Origin of the sequence: Bacillus sp. OV322 (assembly GCF_900112495.1) — a bacterium.
Classification (GTDB): Bacteria; Bacillota; Bacilli; order Bacillales; family DSM-1321; genus Peribacillus.
The window spans coordinates 299,722-315,211 of sequence record NZ_FOMA01000001.1; the positions used below are offsets into that span (position 1 = coordinate 299,722).

Here is a 15,490-nt window from a genome sequence, read left to right on the forward strand (position 1 = left end):
ATGTACCTCGAAACCATCCATCCAGCTGCCATTATTTTGCTCGGTTTGGCTTCCTTCCGGTTAACAAGACTGATTGTTTATGATAAGATCACTGAATTTTTCCGTAGACCATTTTTTAATGAAATAGAGAAGGAAAACGAAGAAGGCGTCACCGAGATTTACCTGCTGCCAAAAGATAAAGGAATAAAACGGTGGATTGGAGAACTGCTAAGCTGTTTTTGGTGTACAGGAATTTGGGTCAGCATATTTCTGTATGGGCTATACCTTCTTAAAAATCCAGCGGGGGACGCCGTGATACTTATCCTTTCCATAGCAGCCATCGGATCAGTGTTTGAAGTTGTAGTTACTAAGATAATGGGCGATTGAACGGGACAAAGCTTTTTCCACTTTCATATACTAACCATATAATTAAAAGGAGGCTTTGTGATGATCAGAAAACAACAGCCCATAAATATTGTGCAAAGACCTATTAAAAAGAGCCCCGCCGTAGCTGTTAAGAAAGGCTGCGGCTGCAATAAAGGAAAATAATAAAAGGGTTTGGACCTTATCTTAATGGATAAGGTTTATTTTTTTTGCGGAAAATTAGAAGAGCACAAACGGATTCCGTCTATTTCCTTATCCTACCATTCATAAATTCCCATTACTTATAAGAAAATAGAGGTATAACCAAAAAACGGGAAGTGAAAAAATGTTAACCTACAGAGAAAAAGGAATAGGCAAATGGCTTTCTTTGCCTGTATTTATGCTTTTTATTGTTCTTGCAGGCTGTTCAGGAGATGGCCAGAATAAGGATGATTTGTCACTTGTTAAGAAAATCGATCCGGCTCCAATGGATATCATCAAAACTTCTAATGAAAATGATGATACTGCGAAAAAAGTAAAAAAAGAAGTAGCCGGCCATAAGAACATTTATGACGTAGTGACGGTCAAGCATGGAAAAACCATTATCGTCGCCTACAAGGTGAAGCATCTTCACAGGTTCCAGATGAAAAGTATCGAAAAACAGGTAACGGAAAAACTCAAGAAGAGGTTCCCTGATCATCAATTCATCGTGTCGAGTGATTATAAGATCTTCCTTGAATCCGTGCGATTAAATGAAATGCTGCAAAAAGAAGATGTTCCAGAGAAAAAAGCCAAAAAGAAATTCCGGGAAATCGTTGAATTAAAGAAAGAGTTAACCTAAACAATCAGTATCTACAAATATGCGGTTAAAAAAGGAGGAATCTGCTATGCTGCCTATGTTTTTTTGGGCTTTTGTTGTAGGAGGGATCATTTGCGTGATCGGACAGCTTCTGTTCGATGTTGCCAAGCTAACTCCAGCTCACACGCTTAGTACACTAGTTGTTGCAGGTGCAATATTGGATGGATTTGGCCTTTATGAGCCCCTCATTGATTTTGCAGGAGCAGGAGCGACAATTCCCATTACCTCATTCGGTAATTCTTTAGTGCATGGCGCGATGCAGGAATCAGCGCGGCATGGGCTTATCGGCGTGTTAACAGGCATGTTCGAAGTAACGAGCTCAGGTATTTCAGCAGCCATCATATTCGGTTTCATAGGTGCACTGATTTTTAAACCTAAGGGCTGAGTGCCCTGAGTGTATCTTTTTTGAAATAGGCTATATATCTATGGAGTTTGCCTATACACCTTGGGTTTCCTGACATATGTTAGAAGGGAGAACCCAAAGTGAGGTGAAGCGGAATGTATGGATACGGATGGGGAGGATACGGACCAGGCTATGGTCATGGAGCAGGATACGGATACGGAGGCGGATATGGCTCTGGATTTGCTTTGATCGTAGTATTATTTATTCTCTTGATCATTGTTGGCGCTGCGCTATGCTAAGCTTTTTATTTAACGGAATAGGCGGCGCCTATTCCGTTAAAATAATAAATGAATTTTCTTCCACATATGCTTTCTCAGCAAGTTCTCCGGTGTTTGGTCATTTTCCCTGCAGCGGCAGAAAAGGCTCAGACAAAGTTCTCTTCTAAAGGTGCATACTTCCGTACTTTCACGGGATGGTACCCGCTTTGGTTTATCTGGCGGGAAAATCAAGGGATTTATCCATACAGCTTCATGCTTTCTGCTTTTTCTTGGGGATGCCTCTTTCGTAAAGATTTTTAGTACGTTCCGCGCGTTACCGTTCAAATGAATGTTCACTTCATTCTGTTTAGCTTCAATCTTTGTTACAAAAGCAAGCGGGAAGGAAATTCTTTCAGTTTCTGTTTCCATAACTGCTTCTGTTCTTGATATTTCCTTTAACTCTCCAATCCGGCGTTCCATTTGCCTTGGCCTGCGGAAAAAAAACACAGCATTTCCTCCTGCCTATATATTACTTTTACATATCATATGCAGATATGCCCAGTTTGTTAAATACCTGTTTCCTCCTGTAAAAACTCCTATGAACCATTTCCTTCCGGACGCATAGGATATTTTACAGAGAAGGAGGGCTTAGAGAATGGAAAATAACTTTTTTAAAAACATTGAAGGCAAAACCGGTGTAAATATGAAGGATGTTTTTGAACTGGCAAATTCTCTTCAGGGAGCTAACTTTAAAGATGAAGCGACAGTGCGGAGCGTAATCAAAAGGGTTTCTCAAATTGCGAAAAAGCCGGTAAATCAGGAAACAGAGGATAAAATTGTGGCAAGCATCGTAAAAGACGGAAACAAATTAGACTTTGGCACACTTGCCAATATGCTTAATAAAAAATAAAACCACTGAACCAAATGAAACAGGCGGGGGAAAAACCCCCGCCTGTTTCTATTTTTTCAGTGCCTTTAAAAAACGTGAAGGATAGGCCGTTTTTCCGCGTCTTGTTTTTGGTACGGAAATGTACAGCTGTTCCTGTGCCCGGGTTGCTGCCACATAAAGCAGGCGCCGTTCTTCTTCAAGAGAGCTCTCATTGCCGTTTCTGTATTCCTCAAGGGAAAAGTCATGAGGGAGGCTGCCGTCTACTGCCGCCAGAATATAAACCGTTTTATATTCAAGTCCCTTGGACCGGTGGATGGTTGTTAATTGGATGCTGTCTGTAAAATGCTTCGAAAGGTTTTTCACTTCTTTAATCATCGCAGTCATATGGTCTGCATGTTCAATAAATTCGGCTACCGTTTCAAAGCGTTTGGCGGCTACCCGCAAATCCCGGATATCATCGGAGGCCTTTTCAGCACTTACATCATTGCCGCGTTTTTTTACAAAATCCTTAAAGCCCAAATCCTTTTCAATGATTTCTAATGCAACAAGCGGAGAGACGGTTTTCAGTGAACGGATTTTTTTAGGCAGTGCTTTAAGCTTTTTTTCCTGAAAAGCATGTCCAGTTTTTACAAAAGAAAAGCTATCAATAAAATCACAATCCTGTAAAATGGTCTGAGCCTTCATTTCCTGAAGGACGCTTTGCTTCAGGAAAAGGGAAGAAAGAACTTCACCAGCAGGCTTCGGATCATGCGGCGTGAGGCTGAGCCGCATAAAAGCAAGCATACCTCTTACAAGCCTACGTTCGTAAAAGCTCTCTGCATCCCTTTCGATCACAAAAGGAAGCGTCGATGAAGCGAGCCGCTCAAAAATGGCCCTCGACATGGAATGTGTCCGGTAGAGAATCGCAAAATCCCCAGGACTTGCCCCGTTTTGTATTTTCTCCTGTATGTCCGTCACAATCATCGTTGCTTCAATTTCTTCATCATAAGGATAAAACATCACAGCAGGAGTGCCGTCATTGTGCTGAGCGCTCATGGTTTTGCTCATGCGGTGAAGGTTGCGTTTAATAATCCGGTTGGCTGCTGACACAATTTCGTGTGAAGAACGGTAATTCTCCGTGAGCTTCACCACTTTTGAACCAGGATAGTCTTTTTCAAAATTCAAGATGAATGACGGGTTGCTGCCGCGGAAAGAATAAATGGCCTGATCATCATCTCCTACAGCACAAATATTATTTGTCTGTTTTGAAAGGAGCTTGATGAGTTCGTATTGAACTGTATTAATATCCTGAAACTCATCCAGAAGGAAGTACTTGAATCTTTGCTGATATTTTTCAAGAATGTCCGGGTTTTCTTTTAAGAATGAATAACACCCTGCGAGCATATCATCAAAATCATATCGGCCGTTATTTTCCTTATATTCTTCATAATGCCGATATAAAGCGGCGCAGGATTTTTCCCAGTCATCCCGAGGCTTGATGTTATCAGGGAAGATGAGGGAGTTTTTCCATAAGCCAATTTGCGCGATGGCATTTTCAAAGGAAAATTCCTTTTCATCAAGGGACATCTCTCGTGCAGCCATTTTCAGGATCTTCTCTTTTTCCCAGTCCCACTTGATTAAATGCTCACGCTGCCATTTATGTGGTTCATGAAAAATCAGGATTTTATAAAAAATACTGTGGAAAGTGCCGCTTACGAGCTGAGAAAGCACTCCGGAGGTGATATTGGGATACGTTAAAAGCCGGTGCTTCATTTCATTAGCCGCCTTGGCAGTAAAGGTGACTAGCATGATGCTCCTCGGATCGATTTTTTTAACTGTAAGCATATAGGCAGTCCGGACTGTCAGCACCCTGGTTTTGCCGCTTCCGGCACCTGAAAGCACAAGCAAGGGGCCTTCCGTTGCAGTGGCTGCGTCAGTCTGCTGCTTGTCCAGCACAATTTTCTGTTCGTTAAGCTGCTTAAAGAAGTCATCATTTATATCGGAGGAAACGGGCGGCTTTGAGCGATAGGCCGGGCTTCCTTTGACAATCTCGCTTTTCCAGTATGGAAGGTATTCTGTCTTGGTTTCTGCAATCGCCCTTGATTTTGGCAGCCTGAATCCGTCTTCAGCTGACTCTTCCTGCTGGCTGCCAGTTTCATCGGCAGCTGCTGTTTCGCTTTCCGTTTCTGCAGCATCACAGTTGTGGGCCTTGGACGGGTGGTAAAAGTGGGGAGTTTCATTAATTCCTATATAAAGACGCACAGGATTTCCGCATTGTCTGCAAAAAAGCTCGCCATTTTTGCTCTTTTCATAAAGCGGCTGCAGCCGATCAGGGGAGATGCGATTCAAATCAATTAAAGTATTGTGTAACATTGCTAATTTCATAGAAAAACCTCTAATCACATATGGAATACTACTCATAATCATAACAGAACATAATAGAAACAAAAAGAGCACGAAGAACATGTTTATCTTATCAGTATAAGTGGTATGTAAGTAAAAAATTGTGAAAACATATGAAGAAAAGAGGTGGAAGCAGATGGGATACATAATGCCAATTACTCAATATGAATACATACAATATGCCAGCCGCACTGCTGCAGCAGAGGAAGAGCAGCCCATAAGAGCAGTAAGCGGAGTTGCCCCTGTCAGGCCGATTAACTTTTATGGTGAGCTTCAAAAGGAAATAGAAGGAAGTGCTGAAAAATCAGCTTCCCAAATCAGCCGCGAATCAAAAAATCTGCAGCTGCCGCATTTTGCTCATTACAAGAGCAGCGTCCCGAGAGAAATAATCGAACAAGCAGCGACAGAGCTGACCGGCAAAGGCTGGTTTGTAAATCAGACGGTGTGATATCCTGAATAAACATCAAAAGGACACATATGTGTCCTTTTTGATGGGAGTTTTACAGAATATCCAATTCTACGATTAGAGCAAGCAATAGCTGAAGAAGCAGCTGGATGTTAACGGCAACTTGAGCGTCAGTTGTTGTAACTTCAATATTTCTAGAGTTTTCAATAATTGTTTTTTGGCGAGTGATTTGGCTGATTTTAGAAGACTGAAGCAGTTCCTGAGTAATCTGCTCTGCCCTGCTGCTGTCTGCGATGGAGATGCTGATTACCACCACGATTGCTGCCTGCAGTGCTGCCTGCAGAGATAGTGCAGCCTTAACATCTGTAGACGTTACATTTACATCACAAGAATCTTTGATATAAACTAATTCCTCAGAAAGCTGAAGCTGTGTGCTGTTTTGAACAGCTTCTTGCTCTACGTCATTATCGGAACCGCAAAATGCTGCCATTGGGTGCTCGTTGCGGTCATCCAGTGCGGACCACTTTCTTTCATGGCAGCTGCTGCTGCCGCTATTGCCTTTGCTTCTATAAACATCTTGATTCATATTTGATTATCCTCCTTTTATCTTACTTCCCTATTACTGTATGCTGTGCGTTTCACTATGTTTGGACGTATACCCTTGATTATTTCGTCTATTTTTGAATTTAAGCTGAAAATTATTTATGAAGCGCCTATTTATCTCCTTCATAAATGTTCGTGCGCGGGTTCACGTCTTTTTCTGTAATGCTGTTCTCGCCTTGCATCAGCTTGTTTGATTGTTCCTGGAGATACTTAATGGTGTCCTTTAAATTTGCTTTTTCTTTCTCAGAAAGGTCATGCTTGCCCTTTTGGACTCCGTGTTTTCGAAGTGTACGCGAAACCAGCAATTCCATCAGCGCTTTTTGAGAATCTGCTACATTAAAGTCCTTTTCATTCATCTAAATCCCTCCTTACAGTTACTTATAAATAGACTATGACCCGGTTTGGGATTTGGCATTAGATATGAGTGGATTTTCTGAAATTTTTAAGTCGGGGGAGGGGTTTCACAGAAAATAGGAGAGGCAAGAAGGATAAAAAAATCCCGGCACACTGCCTATGCGACAGGCAGTGTGCCGGGATTACCTTATATTTTCATTTTCATGGTATGATGCGGAATGCCGGCATCGAGGAATTCCTCTGATACGACTTGATATCCCAGCTTTTCATAAAAAGGAATGGCATGATTCTGGGCATTAAGCTTCAATTCATGAATGTTTTGCTTCTTTGCTTCATCATGGATGGCCGTCATGAGCATGGTGCCTGCACCTTTGGTTCGGACATCGGATAAAACACAGATCCGTTCAACCTTGCCCATACCGTCCACAAGACGGAAACGACCAGCACCGATAGGGGAACCATGATCATCATATAAAACAAAATGCTTTGCTTCTTCTTCATACTGGTCGATTTCTTCTTCAGCCGGAACATTCTGCTCGTGTATAAACACTTTTGTCCGGACTGAATAGGCATCTTTCATTTCATCTTGTGAATCTGCTTGTTTAACAATCACTTTCTTTATTCATCTCCTAACCGGAATGTTTCATATACAGTCCAGGCTCCATCATCCAGCTGATAGAGCAAATGGAACCGGTCGATTTCCTCTTCATGGGACAAATCGAGCATGCTCAGCTGGCCGAACACATCTGAATGTTCATCGTCTGACAGCTTTTGGCCGATTGTGATATGCGGCACGAAAGCATATTCGGATGTTTCAGGAGAAACGGTATTCAATTCATTATAGAGGCCTTCAAGTTCAGCGGAATTTTCCACTTTAAAGTAAATCGTGTTTGAAACCGGCTGAAACGTGCTGGCTTTTAGCACCTTTAAAGAAAATGGCTGATATTTCTTAGCGATTTCTTTTAACTTTAATGCAATTGGCTTGATCTCTGAATCTGTTGCCTCAAATGCACCCTTAAGCGTGACGTGCGGAGGAATTAAGGCATAGTGGGAATCATAGCGCTTCCGGTAGGAATTCGCTTTATCCTGAAGCTTTTTTGAAGGGAAAATGGCCACACCGTAATTCATAAAAATACCTCCTGGATCGACATGTATTTGTTTTGCGGCATGCAAGAACGCCAAGGCTTGACAGCCCGGTGACCGGCATGGAAGTGCAATGGCCCTTTGCGCAAAAATGGGGATATGGTATGTATCTGAACGCAAAGGAACATCTATTTGTTAGATATTATAACAAAATTTTCGGAAAACAGGGGGACGATTCTTTAAAACAATTTCCCCTTAAAATAATTCTTTGAGTGCCCTCTTAAGGTCTGCCTGCCAGTATTTCCAGGTATGGCCGCCGTCAAATTCCTCATAGCGGTACGAAAAGCCCCGCTCTTTAAACACTTTGCTCAGATTACGGTTAGGATCAATGAAGTTCTGAATTTTTCCATCTGTTGTCGGTACCTCGGTTTCACCTGTTCCTGCAGCATGATACAGCTCAAGCAAATGTGGATCAGCGAAGCTTTTAACAGCTTCCAAAACCGCATCATTTACAAGAGGAGAGTGAAGCATCGCTTTTCCGAATGTATGCGGATATTTCAGTGCAGCCATCAGCGAAACGGTGGCTCCAAGCGAATCCCCGATAAGGGCTCTGCCCATGCCGACTCCGTAGCCTGGAAGCTTTTCATCTAAAAATGGTACAAGCTCATGGGCCAGAAAACGGATATAAGCCGCATTTTGTTCGCCTTCGGGATGGTATTTGCTTCTCCGGTCATGAACATTACGGTATGGTATCCCGATAATAATGATATTTTCGATTTCTCCTTTACTAAGGAGCTCATCGGCCATCCTGCCGATTCTTCCCATTTGGAAATAATCCCGTCCATCCTGAGCGATGACAAAGGAATATTTATATAATGGAGAAAAATTCGCGGGATAATAGATGAGTAATTCTAACTCTTCCCCTAATTCCTTGCTTAAAAACTTTTCTTCTTTTATCGTGCCTTTAGGTATTTCCATCACTTGCACCCTGCTTTCTAAAAAATGGCTGTAAGGGCTTACCACACCATTTTATCATAATGATGAAGGATTTTTCCTGCTTAACGATTGAGTACTGAATTTAATTAGTTGCTGAGGATATGTAATGAGTAGAATGGGGCAGGAAAGAGGGAGTGTTTGGAAAAATGGCATGGATTCTTTGAACACATACATTAACCGGAATACCCATAGCGCTGCGAGAAAATCCGGGAAGATAAGATATTGCTGATTTTAAATGTTCTGTTCGTTTTCCTGAGGAAACAATAGGCCCGAACATAATCCTCCGTAAGATCCAGCACCTGAATTCTGCGCTGTGAAACCTGGCCCTTTTCTGATAAATAAATGATTTCGAGTACGCTGTCTTCTTTCAAGCTTCTCAATAAAGTGCTGTTCATCATTGTTCCCCCTTTTTATTTATTATATGAGAACAAATGTTCTTTATGCAAATGAAACATCTGGGAAATAAGTTTCGCAAACTTTACTGCTTTGGAACAAGTGACTGATTTCTGCTCCAGGATGCTTCGCTTTCCGCGGGGCGTGCGCTGTGCCTCCTCGACTTCGCCTGCGGGGTCTCATCTGTCACGCAGATCCCGCAGGAGTCTCCGCACCTTACACTCCAATCAACCTGTTTAAACAATGGATGTGCCTTGGAAACTTATTAAATAACATGAATCTTTAAGAAAGGCTGTTTTCGTAAACTTTGCTGCTATCTGAACAAGGGGTTGATTTCCGCTCCAGAATGCATCATTTTCCGCGGGGCGTGCGCTGTGCCTCCTCGACTTGCGTCTGCGGGGTCACATCTTTCACGCTGATCCCGCAGAAGTCTTCGCATATTCGCTCCAAGCAGTCTGCTTTAAAATGGATGTGCCTCGAGAACTTATTAAGAAACAGAAATTTTTAACAAAAGAGCAAAAAAATAAATAAAGCTTATAACTTTTTCAGAAAAAGGTATTGACTTTTTCCTAGTAAAAACTATAATAAGAAATGTACTTTAATAAAACGATCTGTTAGCTCAGCTGGGAGAGCACAACCTTGACAGGGTTGGGGTCGGCGGTTCGATCCCGTCACAGGTCATCAAACGAGGCTTATCAAAGTTTTCATAAGGAACTTAGTAAGAAAGTGGTCGCTATTAGACGATTTTCTTACGATTAAGACCACTAACCTTCTTAGAAAAAAGTGAGAGGGAAGTGGTCTTTTTTATGTTGTTGAAATTGGCTATTCAAGACTTAAAGAGGATAGGGAGTTTATGAACTGAAGATCTATTATGATTCACAGCCAAACGAGGTTCGGCTTTCGCAGGTAGATGGATGAAAAGGATAAACACTTGCCCTGCGGAGGCGTTTCTTATGTATTCCCCCTTGTCCAGACGGAGAACTTTGCGACTTTCAAAAAGTATCCAGAGATTTAAATTATTCATCTGGATTATCAAAAATCGCTGCCTGCTCTTAACCAAAGGGTGCGTTCGAATTATAGAGTTAACCAGTTTTTACTGGTTGCTCCTTTTTTTATAGGACCTATTATTTAGGGCTGGGGAAAATCCGCCAGCCCTTTCCTGCTTATTTATCATAATCATAATACAATTCTTCCGCCCGCTTCTTGTCCGTTCCCTTCAGATAAGACCATATATAGTGAGGGTTTGTGACCATAACCCAATCCCCGAATTTATCAAACTTTCTGCTTGATGTGAGCATGCCAAAAGGGATGATGCCGAAAAGCTTTTGATTTACCAGCCCCCACATCATCAGCCGGTGGGCAAAATCAGCGTCTTCGGCCATAAGCAATTCCTCATTGAATCCATTAATGGCCAAGAAATCTTTTCTGTAGCACCAGAAAATCCCAACAGCAATCAAACCATACTTGATTAGCATTGGAATGGATATGGCTGCAACAGATGTTAGAATCCCCAAAGACATACGGTCAAATAACCCGGATGTCCCGCCACCGATAAATAACCCGCTCGATAATAACAAATTCACTCTAGATAGGAATCCTTTAGACATTTTGGTATCTGCATCTATCGTAATCAGAATATCTCCAGTGGCAACTTTCGCCCCTGCATTTCTAATCTTTGAAAGATTTTTGTCCGTATTTTTGATCGTGATCACATTATAGGATTTTGCGATCTCCTCCGTCCGATCTGTACACCGATTCAACACAACAATAATTTCAACCTGATCCTTATACCTTTTTGAAGCAGCTTTAATGGATTCCAGACACCCCGCTATATATTTTTCTTCATTGTGGGCAGGTATGATGATAGAAAACTTCTTATTCCTATTTTCCTGTGTCAATTTTCTCACCCTTTCTTTATATCATTCAAATTCAAAAAGTGGCAGCTTAGAAGATTGATTCTAATAGCACTCAGTTATATAAAATATGAAAAAAGTGACGGATTGCTTGTACATTTTTCCTGTTCTTATAAGAATGTTAGTGGATTCAACGAATTTACAAATGAAGTTAGATTCGAGCATTATTGGGAAGTTTTCAATCCTTATAAAATAGAGGAATCTTTGGCGGCCAGTTTATCTGATGTTATTTTGGATATTAAAGACGTTAAAAAGGAGTACTTTTGTATGAGCAACGAGAATTTACAGATGGAATCTGGGAATGGAAATTTAGCTTAGAAACACATTGGGGCAACCACACAAGAGACCTGAGCGACTCATAAGTGCATTTGCTGCACTTGCTGGTACTTCAAAATAACGGCGGCTCCAAACGCAAAACAAATAAGCAGTCCCGAAAACACAATTTTTATCGTGTATTTGGGGCTACTTGACGTTTACATAGGAATTATTAAATGTCATCAGGTTGGCTTTAAAAAGGGAAGGTTCTAAAAAAGTTTCCATATAACATAGGATTCATCGCTTACTATCTCGAAAAAATCTTGACACATATCCAGATAAACTGTATGAATATAAATATTCAGAATAATGATTTATCTTTTTTTGAGAGAATAGTCTTCACTTTCTGATCTAGTTTCTACGCAGTTATTAAAAATCGGGATACAAACGAGAAATTACTATGAAAGACTATTCTATAAATAGAATACGAGGAGAAGTTCAGATGAAAAAATCCGTGCGTAAAATTGGAATTATTGGGGTAGGAAATGTCGGAAGTGCCGCGGCCTTCTCGGTGGTTCATCAAGGAATTTGTGAAGAGTTAACCCTTGTCGATATTAAAGAAGAGAAAGCGGTTGGTGAAGCAATCGATTTTGCTGATAGTGTTGGCTTTATGTCGTCGCGTACGAAAGTGACCTCTGGAAGACTGCTGGATTTAAAGGACCACGATATCATCCTTATTAGCGTTGCGGGTGAGCCCTTAAAACCTTGGGAAACACGATTAGATTTATTAAAAGGTACCTCAGCAATTATAAAGGAAGTTATTCCTCCGTTGAAAGATGCTGGATTTGAGGGGATTTATGTCGTTGCAACGAATCCATGCGATATCATTACCTATTTAACTTGGAAACTATCTGGTTTGCCGCGTAACCAAATCATTGGGACGGGGACTGCATTAGATAGTAGTCGTTTTAGAAAGATTCTCTCTGAATATCTGCATGTAGATCCTCGTAGTATTACAGGATACACACTTGGGGAGCATGGTGATTCTCAATTTGGCGCTTGGTCACATGTAACAGTTGGCGGCAAACCCATTCACGAATATATTAAAGAAAATCAAAACGAGATCGAACCTTTTGATTTTGATGAAGTCATTGAACATACGAAACGTGAAGGCTGGAATATCTTCAATCGGAAAGGAAAAACAGAATATGGTATAGGGAACGCACTTGCCTTTATTGCCAAGTCAATTCTAAATGACGCCTATACAATATGCCCCGTGTCGGTTGTATTAGATGGCGAATATGAGGAAAAAGGACTTGCGATTGGTGTTCCAGCAGTACTTTGCCGTACAGGTCTAAAACAGGTGATTGAACTTAAATTAGATGAAAAAGAACTTGCGCTGTTCAACTACTCTGCTAATGTGATAAAAGAAAATATTGCTTCTGTGGAACTTTAATATGTAATCGATTTTTATCATGAGTGGCTTTAGGAACACTGGTTCATTTCTTCTCTAACTGATTTAAAAATTCAGTCTGTAAATCATGGATATAACCATCTATTCACACTTTTTAGAAAATTTATTCTAAAAATAATATTGACGCAATTCGACAAACGCATGTATAGTATACATACTGAAATAAATCGAATATTATCTTATCTAGAGTGGTGGAGGGAAAGGCCCGATGAAACCCGGCAACCAAGTCTTTTAAAGGCTCAGGTGCTAATTCCTACAAAACGGAAATTTGTTTTGTAAGATAAGAGAAGTTGTGTGCATGCAAACCGCTTCTCTTTAGAGAAGCGGTTTTTTGGTGCTGTATGATGTTACAACACTAACAACTAGATAAGAGATATGGAGTATTTCAGACCAGATTCCAAGTAAACAACTAAGAAAAGGAGTGTATAAAATGAAAAAATCAGCAAAATTATTATCTATTAGTCTAGCTATCATTTTATTATTGGCTTTAACGGCATGTGGTGGAACAAGTTCAAAAGAATTAAGTACAAAGAAAATTACAGTGGGTGTAACCGGTGGACCACATCAACAAATCATGGAGCAAGTTGCTAAATTAGCAGAAAAAGACGGTCTAACGATTGATATTAAAGTGTTTAACGATTACAATACACCGAATGCTGCACTTAGCGAAGGAAGTCTCGATGCCAATAGCATGCAAACATTACCTTTCTTAAAGGGCCAAATTAAAGACAAAGGCTATAAAATTACAGATGTCTTCAAAACAGTTGCTTTTCCAATGGGGATCTATTCTAAGAGTATAAAAGATATTAAGGATCTTAAAAAAGGGGATTCAATTGCTGTTCCCAATGATCCAGCCAACGAGTTACGTGCATTGCAATTATTTGAAGCTGCTGGAGTCATTAAGTTGAAAGAAGGCGTTGAACAAAGCGCAACGAAAAAAGATGTGGTTGAAAATAAATTGAACTTACAAATAAAAGAACTTAATGCAGAATCACTTCCAGCACAACTTGGTGAAGTGACTGTTGCAGCTATAAATACAAACTTTGCAATGGGTGCAGGTCTAACCATTAATAAAGATGCGATTTACCACGAACCTATTGAAAACAATCCTTATCCGAACTATTTTGTCGTACGTACTGAAAATAAGGATGATGCAGTCGTGAAAACGATTGAAAAATACTATCACTCAGATACTATTAAACAATATATTGCCAAAGAGTTTGGCGGTTCAGTTGTACCTGCTTGGTAAGGAGGAAGCCCATATATGATCAGCCTGCAGCATGTATCGAAAACGTTTGAAGTCGGAAATAAGAAAGTTGAAGCATTAAAAGATGTTTCGATCGAGATTAAAAAAGGGGAAATTTTCGGTGTAATCGGATTTAGTGGTGCCGGAAAGAGTACATTAATCCGCTGTGTGAACGTACTTGAAAGACCCACCAGCGGAAAGGTTTTAATTGATGGCACGGACATCTTAACTTTGAAGAAAAAGGACCTTCAAAAAGTTCGTCAAAAAATTGGGATGATTTTTCAAAGTTATAATCTCTTAAAGACGGCTAACGTTTATCAAAATATTGCGATTCCCCTTCGTTTAGAAGGTGTCCCGGCGCCTGAAATCGAACAGCGTGTAAATAAGTATTTAAAAATTGTCGGTCTAAAAGATAAGGCCCAAGCATTTCCTAATCAATTATCTGGAGGTCAAAGGCAACGTGTGGCAATCGCACGTGCTTTAGCCCATGAGCCAGAAGTTCTTCTTAGTGATGAAGCAACCAGCGCCCTGGATCCAACGACCACAGAACAAATCTTGGAACTATTATTGAAAATCAATAAAGAACTGGGCATTACCATTTTTCTCATTACCCATGAATTAGAGGTTATTCAACGAATTTGTGACCGTGTTGCTGTAATGGAAGCAGGAGAAGTGGTGGAACAAGGTAAGATCGTCGATATCTTTACGAAGCCCCAACATCCAAGAACAAAAAGCTTCGTAAGGAATAAATCGATTTACCATGTCCCCGAACATGTTAAACTAGAAATGGGTAAAACAGGAAAATTAGTTGCCCTTACTTTTCTAGGTGAATCATCAAAAGACCCCTTCTTAGCAACCATTACTAAAAAATTCAATATCCTACCGAGTATTATCGCTGGCGGTATTGATGAATTAAAGGATCAATCAGTTGGCAACCTTCTGGTCCATCTTAAAGGTGAACCAGAAGAAAACGAAAAGGCAATTGCCTACTTAAAAGATCAGCATATCATCGTAGAAGAGGTGAATAATAGATGAGTTCATTTCTTAACGAGTGGGGCGACACGATTTGGCAGGCGGTTCTGGACACTCTTAAAATGACTTCCATTTCTCTCGTCATTGCCATTCTCCTAGGACTACCGCTTGGAATCCTTCTTGTACTCACAAGAAAAGGCGGAGAAGCAGAAAGTAAAGTGGGCTATGCGATTTTAAATACGGTGATTAATATCATTCGTTCCATCCCATTTATTATTCTGCTATTTTTCATTTTACCTTTTACCAAATTCATTATGCATACCACGATAGGTGTGCAAGGGGTGATTGTACCGCTTGTTGTCTATACAGCACCCTATATTGCCAGACTAATGGAGTCCGCACTGCTTGAAGTAGATAAGGGGGTTGTGGAGGCCTATCAATCTATGGGTATTTCAACATCTAAAATCATTTGGTATGTGATTGTTCGTGAAGCAAGAGCCTCCATTGTGCTCGGTTTAACAATTGCAACCATCGGCTTAATCGGAGCAACAGCAATGGCTGGCTTAGTCGGTGCCGGAGGACTCGGTGATATCGCCTATCAGTTCGGACATCTACGATTCCAGCCTGATGTGATGTATACCACCATCATTATCTTAATTATCATGGTTCAAGGCATTCAATCACTCGGTAACTTACTCGCACACAAACTGAGAAAAGATTAAT

The 15,490-nt window shown here is 40.7% G+C and carries 19 protein-coding genes, 1 tRNA gene and 1 riboswitch; of the genes, 11 read left to right on the plus strand and 9 right to left on the minus strand.

All coding sequences use genetic code 11. The annotated features are described in order from the left end of the window. From BM126_RS01475 to BM126_RS23195, 4 genes are all read left to right on the plus strand, one after another. Entirely contained in the window at window positions 1-366 is a 366-nt protein-coding gene (locus tag BM126_RS01475; protein WP_090987518.1) for a DUF1360 domain-containing protein, read from the plus strand. Window positions 367-688: 322 nt separating this feature from the next. Then, window positions 689-1,183, plus strand: coding sequence for a YhcN/YlaJ family sporulation lipoprotein (locus BM126_RS01480; protein WP_090987520.1), 495 nt, complete (start codon window positions 689-691; stop codon window positions 1,181-1,183). Between the two features lie 46 nt (window positions 1,184-1,229). Beyond that, window positions 1,230-1,586, plus strand: a complete 357-nt coding sequence (spoVAE, locus tag BM126_RS01485; protein ID WP_071351963.1) for a stage V sporulation protein AE — start codon at window positions 1,230-1,232, stop codon at window positions 1,584-1,586. A 113-nt stretch (window positions 1,587-1,699) separates the two neighbouring features. Then, window positions 1,700-1,843 (plus strand): YjcZ family sporulation protein, encoded by a 144-nt coding sequence (locus tag BM126_RS23195; RefSeq protein WP_090987522.1) that lies wholly within the window; start codon window positions 1,700-1,702, stop codon window positions 1,841-1,843. A gap of 36 nt (window positions 1,844-1,879) precedes the next feature. On the opposite strand, the gene BM126_RS01495 is transcribed toward BM126_RS23195, so the two are convergent. Further along, window positions 1,880-2,281: a hypothetical protein gene (locus BM126_RS01495; protein WP_177201266.1), complete on the minus strand. Its 402-nt coding sequence runs from the start codon at window positions 2,279-2,281 to the stop codon at window positions 1,880-1,882. 175 nt (window positions 2,282-2,456) lie between these two features. Between BM126_RS01495 and BM126_RS01500 the strand changes: the two genes are divergently transcribed. Further along, window positions 2,457-2,711: a sporulation-specific transcription regulator SpoVIF gene (locus BM126_RS01500; protein WP_090987526.1), complete on the plus strand. Its 255-nt coding sequence runs from the start codon at window positions 2,457-2,459 to the stop codon at window positions 2,709-2,711. A 48-nt stretch (window positions 2,712-2,759) separates the two neighbouring features. Here the strand turns inward: BM126_RS01500 and BM126_RS01505 are convergent, their stop codons facing one another. Next, window positions 2,760-5,054: a UvrD-helicase domain-containing protein gene (locus BM126_RS01505; RefSeq protein ID WP_090987528.1), complete on the minus strand. Its 2,295-nt coding sequence runs from the start codon at window positions 5,052-5,054 to the stop codon at window positions 2,760-2,762. Window positions 5,055-5,208: 154 nt separating this feature from the next. Here BM126_RS01505 and BM126_RS01510 point away from each other — a divergent pair, with 154 nt between their 5' ends. Next, window positions 5,209-5,520: a hypothetical protein gene (locus tag BM126_RS01510; protein WP_090987530.1), complete on the plus strand. Its 312-nt coding sequence runs from the start codon at window positions 5,209-5,211 to the stop codon at window positions 5,518-5,520. Window positions 5,521-5,572: 52 nt separating this feature from the next. Here the strand turns inward: BM126_RS01510 and BM126_RS01515 are convergent, their stop codons facing one another. The 6 genes from BM126_RS01515 to BM126_RS01540 all read right to left on the minus strand — a co-directional run bounded on the left by BM126_RS01515 (window position 5,573) and on the right by BM126_RS01540 (window position 8,909). Further along, on the minus strand, window positions 5,573-6,064 hold the full coding sequence (locus tag BM126_RS01515) for a spore coat protein (RefSeq protein WP_090987532.1): 492 nt from the start codon (window positions 6,062-6,064) through the stop codon (window positions 5,573-5,575). A gap of 127 nt (window positions 6,065-6,191) precedes the next feature. Continuing rightward, window positions 6,192-6,437 carry a hypothetical protein gene (locus BM126_RS01520; RefSeq protein ID WP_090987534.1) on the minus strand — a complete coding sequence of 82 codons (246 nt, stop codon included), beginning with the start codon at window positions 6,435-6,437 and terminating at the stop codon, window positions 6,192-6,194. 185 nt (window positions 6,438-6,622) lie between these two features. Beyond that, window positions 6,623-7,048 carry a GNAT family N-acetyltransferase gene (locus BM126_RS01525; protein WP_256212939.1) on the minus strand — a complete coding sequence of 142 codons (426 nt, stop codon included), beginning with the start codon at window positions 7,046-7,048 and terminating at the stop codon, window positions 6,623-6,625. A gap of 5 nt (window positions 7,049-7,053) precedes the next feature. Next, window positions 7,054-7,563, minus strand: a complete 510-nt coding sequence (locus BM126_RS01530; protein WP_090987536.1) for a YjcG family protein — start codon at window positions 7,561-7,563, stop codon at window positions 7,054-7,056. 210 nt (window positions 7,564-7,773) lie between these two features. Further along, the gene (locus tag BM126_RS01535; protein ID WP_090987538.1) at window positions 7,774-8,496 is read right to left on the minus strand and encodes an alpha/beta hydrolase; all 723 of its coding nucleotides are present in this window, start codon (window positions 8,494-8,496) and stop codon (window positions 7,774-7,776) included. Window positions 8,497-8,687: 191 nt separating this feature from the next. Continuing rightward, window positions 8,688-8,909 (minus strand): WYL domain-containing protein, encoded by a 222-nt coding sequence (locus tag BM126_RS01540; RefSeq protein ID WP_090987540.1) that lies wholly within the window; start codon window positions 8,907-8,909, stop codon window positions 8,688-8,690. 606 nt (window positions 8,910-9,515) lie between these two features. Here BM126_RS01540 and BM126_RS01545 point away from each other — a divergent pair. Next, window positions 9,516-9,588: transfer RNA gene (locus BM126_RS01545), tRNA-Val, on the plus strand. A 482-nt stretch (window positions 9,589-10,070) separates the two neighbouring features. Here BM126_RS01545 and BM126_RS01555 read toward each other — a convergent pair. Further along, window positions 10,071-10,814, minus strand: coding sequence for a glycosyltransferase (locus BM126_RS01555; RefSeq protein ID WP_090987544.1), 744 nt, complete (start codon window positions 10,812-10,814; stop codon window positions 10,071-10,073). A 763-nt stretch (window positions 10,815-11,577) separates the two neighbouring features. Between BM126_RS01555 and BM126_RS01565 the strand changes: the two genes are divergently transcribed. The 4 genes from BM126_RS01565 (at window position 11,578) to BM126_RS01580 (ending at window position 15,489) form a co-directional block, all read left to right on the plus strand. Further along, entirely contained in the window at window positions 11,578-12,531 is a 954-nt protein-coding gene (locus BM126_RS01565) for an L-lactate dehydrogenase (RefSeq protein WP_177201267.1), read from the plus strand. 194 nt (window positions 12,532-12,725) lie between these two features. After that, window positions 12,726-12,836: riboswitch (SAM riboswitch) on the plus strand. Between the two features lie 143 nt (window positions 12,837-12,979). Then, window positions 12,980-13,798 carry a MetQ/NlpA family ABC transporter substrate-binding protein gene (locus BM126_RS01570; protein ID WP_090987550.1) on the plus strand — a complete coding sequence of 273 codons (819 nt, stop codon included), beginning with the start codon at window positions 12,980-12,982 and terminating at the stop codon, window positions 13,796-13,798. A 15-nt stretch (window positions 13,799-13,813) separates the two neighbouring features. Beyond that, window positions 13,814-14,830 carry a methionine ABC transporter ATP-binding protein gene (locus BM126_RS01575; RefSeq protein ID WP_090987552.1) on the plus strand — a complete coding sequence of 339 codons (1,017 nt, stop codon included), beginning with the start codon at window positions 13,814-13,816 and terminating at the stop codon, window positions 14,828-14,830. Then, window positions 14,827-15,489, plus strand: a complete 663-nt coding sequence (locus BM126_RS01580) for a methionine ABC transporter permease (protein WP_071351440.1) — start codon at window positions 14,827-14,829, stop codon at window positions 15,487-15,489. Before BM126_RS01575 ends, BM126_RS01580 begins: the two co-directional genes overlap by 4 nt. Window position 15,490 lies beyond the last annotated feature (1 nt).

Bases quoted from the DNA above. Each gene is read 5' to 3' on its own strand.
- BM126_RS01475 (WP_090987518.1), top strand. From the start codon at position 1: ATGTACCTCGAAACCATCCATCCAGCTGCCATTATTTTGCTCGGTTTG.
- BM126_RS01480 (WP_090987520.1), top strand. From the start codon at position 689: ATGTTAACCTACAGAGAAAAAGGAATAGGCAAATGGCTTTCTTTGCCT.
- spoVAE (WP_071351963.1), top strand. From the start codon at position 1,230: ATGCTGCCTATGTTTTTTTGGGCTTTTGTTGTAGGAGGGATCATTTGC.
- BM126_RS23195 (WP_090987522.1), top strand. From the start codon at position 1,700: ATGTATGGATACGGATGGGGAGGATACGGACCAGGCTATGGTCATGGA.
- BM126_RS01495 (WP_177201266.1), bottom strand. From the start codon at position 2,281: ATGGAACGCCGGATTGGAGAGTTAAAGGAAATATCAAGAACAGAAGCA.
- BM126_RS01500 (WP_090987526.1), top strand. From the start codon at position 2,457: ATGGAAAATAACTTTTTTAAAAACATTGAAGGCAAAACCGGTGTAAAT.
- BM126_RS01505 (WP_090987528.1), bottom strand. From the start codon at position 5,054: ATGAAATTAGCAATGTTACACAATACTTTAATTGATTTGAATCGCATC.
- BM126_RS01510 (WP_090987530.1), top strand. From the start codon at position 5,209: ATGGGATACATAATGCCAATTACTCAATATGAATACATACAATATGCC.
- BM126_RS01515 (WP_090987532.1), bottom strand. From the start codon at position 6,064: ATGAATCAAGATGTTTATAGAAGCAAAGGCAATAGCGGCAGCAGCAGC.
- BM126_RS01520 (WP_090987534.1), bottom strand. From the start codon at position 6,437: ATGAATGAAAAGGACTTTAATGTAGCAGATTCTCAAAAAGCGCTGATG.
- BM126_RS01530 (WP_090987536.1), bottom strand. From the start codon at position 7,563: ATGAATTACGGTGTGGCCATTTTCCCTTCAAAAAAGCTTCAGGATAAA.
- BM126_RS01535 (WP_090987538.1), bottom strand. From the start codon at position 8,496: ATGGAAATACCTAAAGGCACGATAAAAGAAGAAAAGTTTTTAAGCAAG.
- BM126_RS01540 (WP_090987540.1), bottom strand. From the start codon at position 8,909: ATGAACAGCACTTTATTGAGAAGCTTGAAAGAAGACAGCGTACTCGAA.
- BM126_RS01565 (WP_177201267.1), top strand. From the start codon at position 11,578: ATGAAAAAATCCGTGCGTAAAATTGGAATTATTGGGGTAGGAAATGTC.
- BM126_RS01570 (WP_090987550.1), top strand. From the start codon at position 12,980: ATGAAAAAATCAGCAAAATTATTATCTATTAGTCTAGCTATCATTTTA.
- BM126_RS01575 (WP_090987552.1), top strand. From the start codon at position 13,814: ATGATCAGCCTGCAGCATGTATCGAAAACGTTTGAAGTCGGAAATAAG.
- BM126_RS01580 (WP_071351440.1), top strand. From the start codon at position 14,827: ATGAGTTCATTTCTTAACGAGTGGGGCGACACGATTTGGCAGGCGGTT.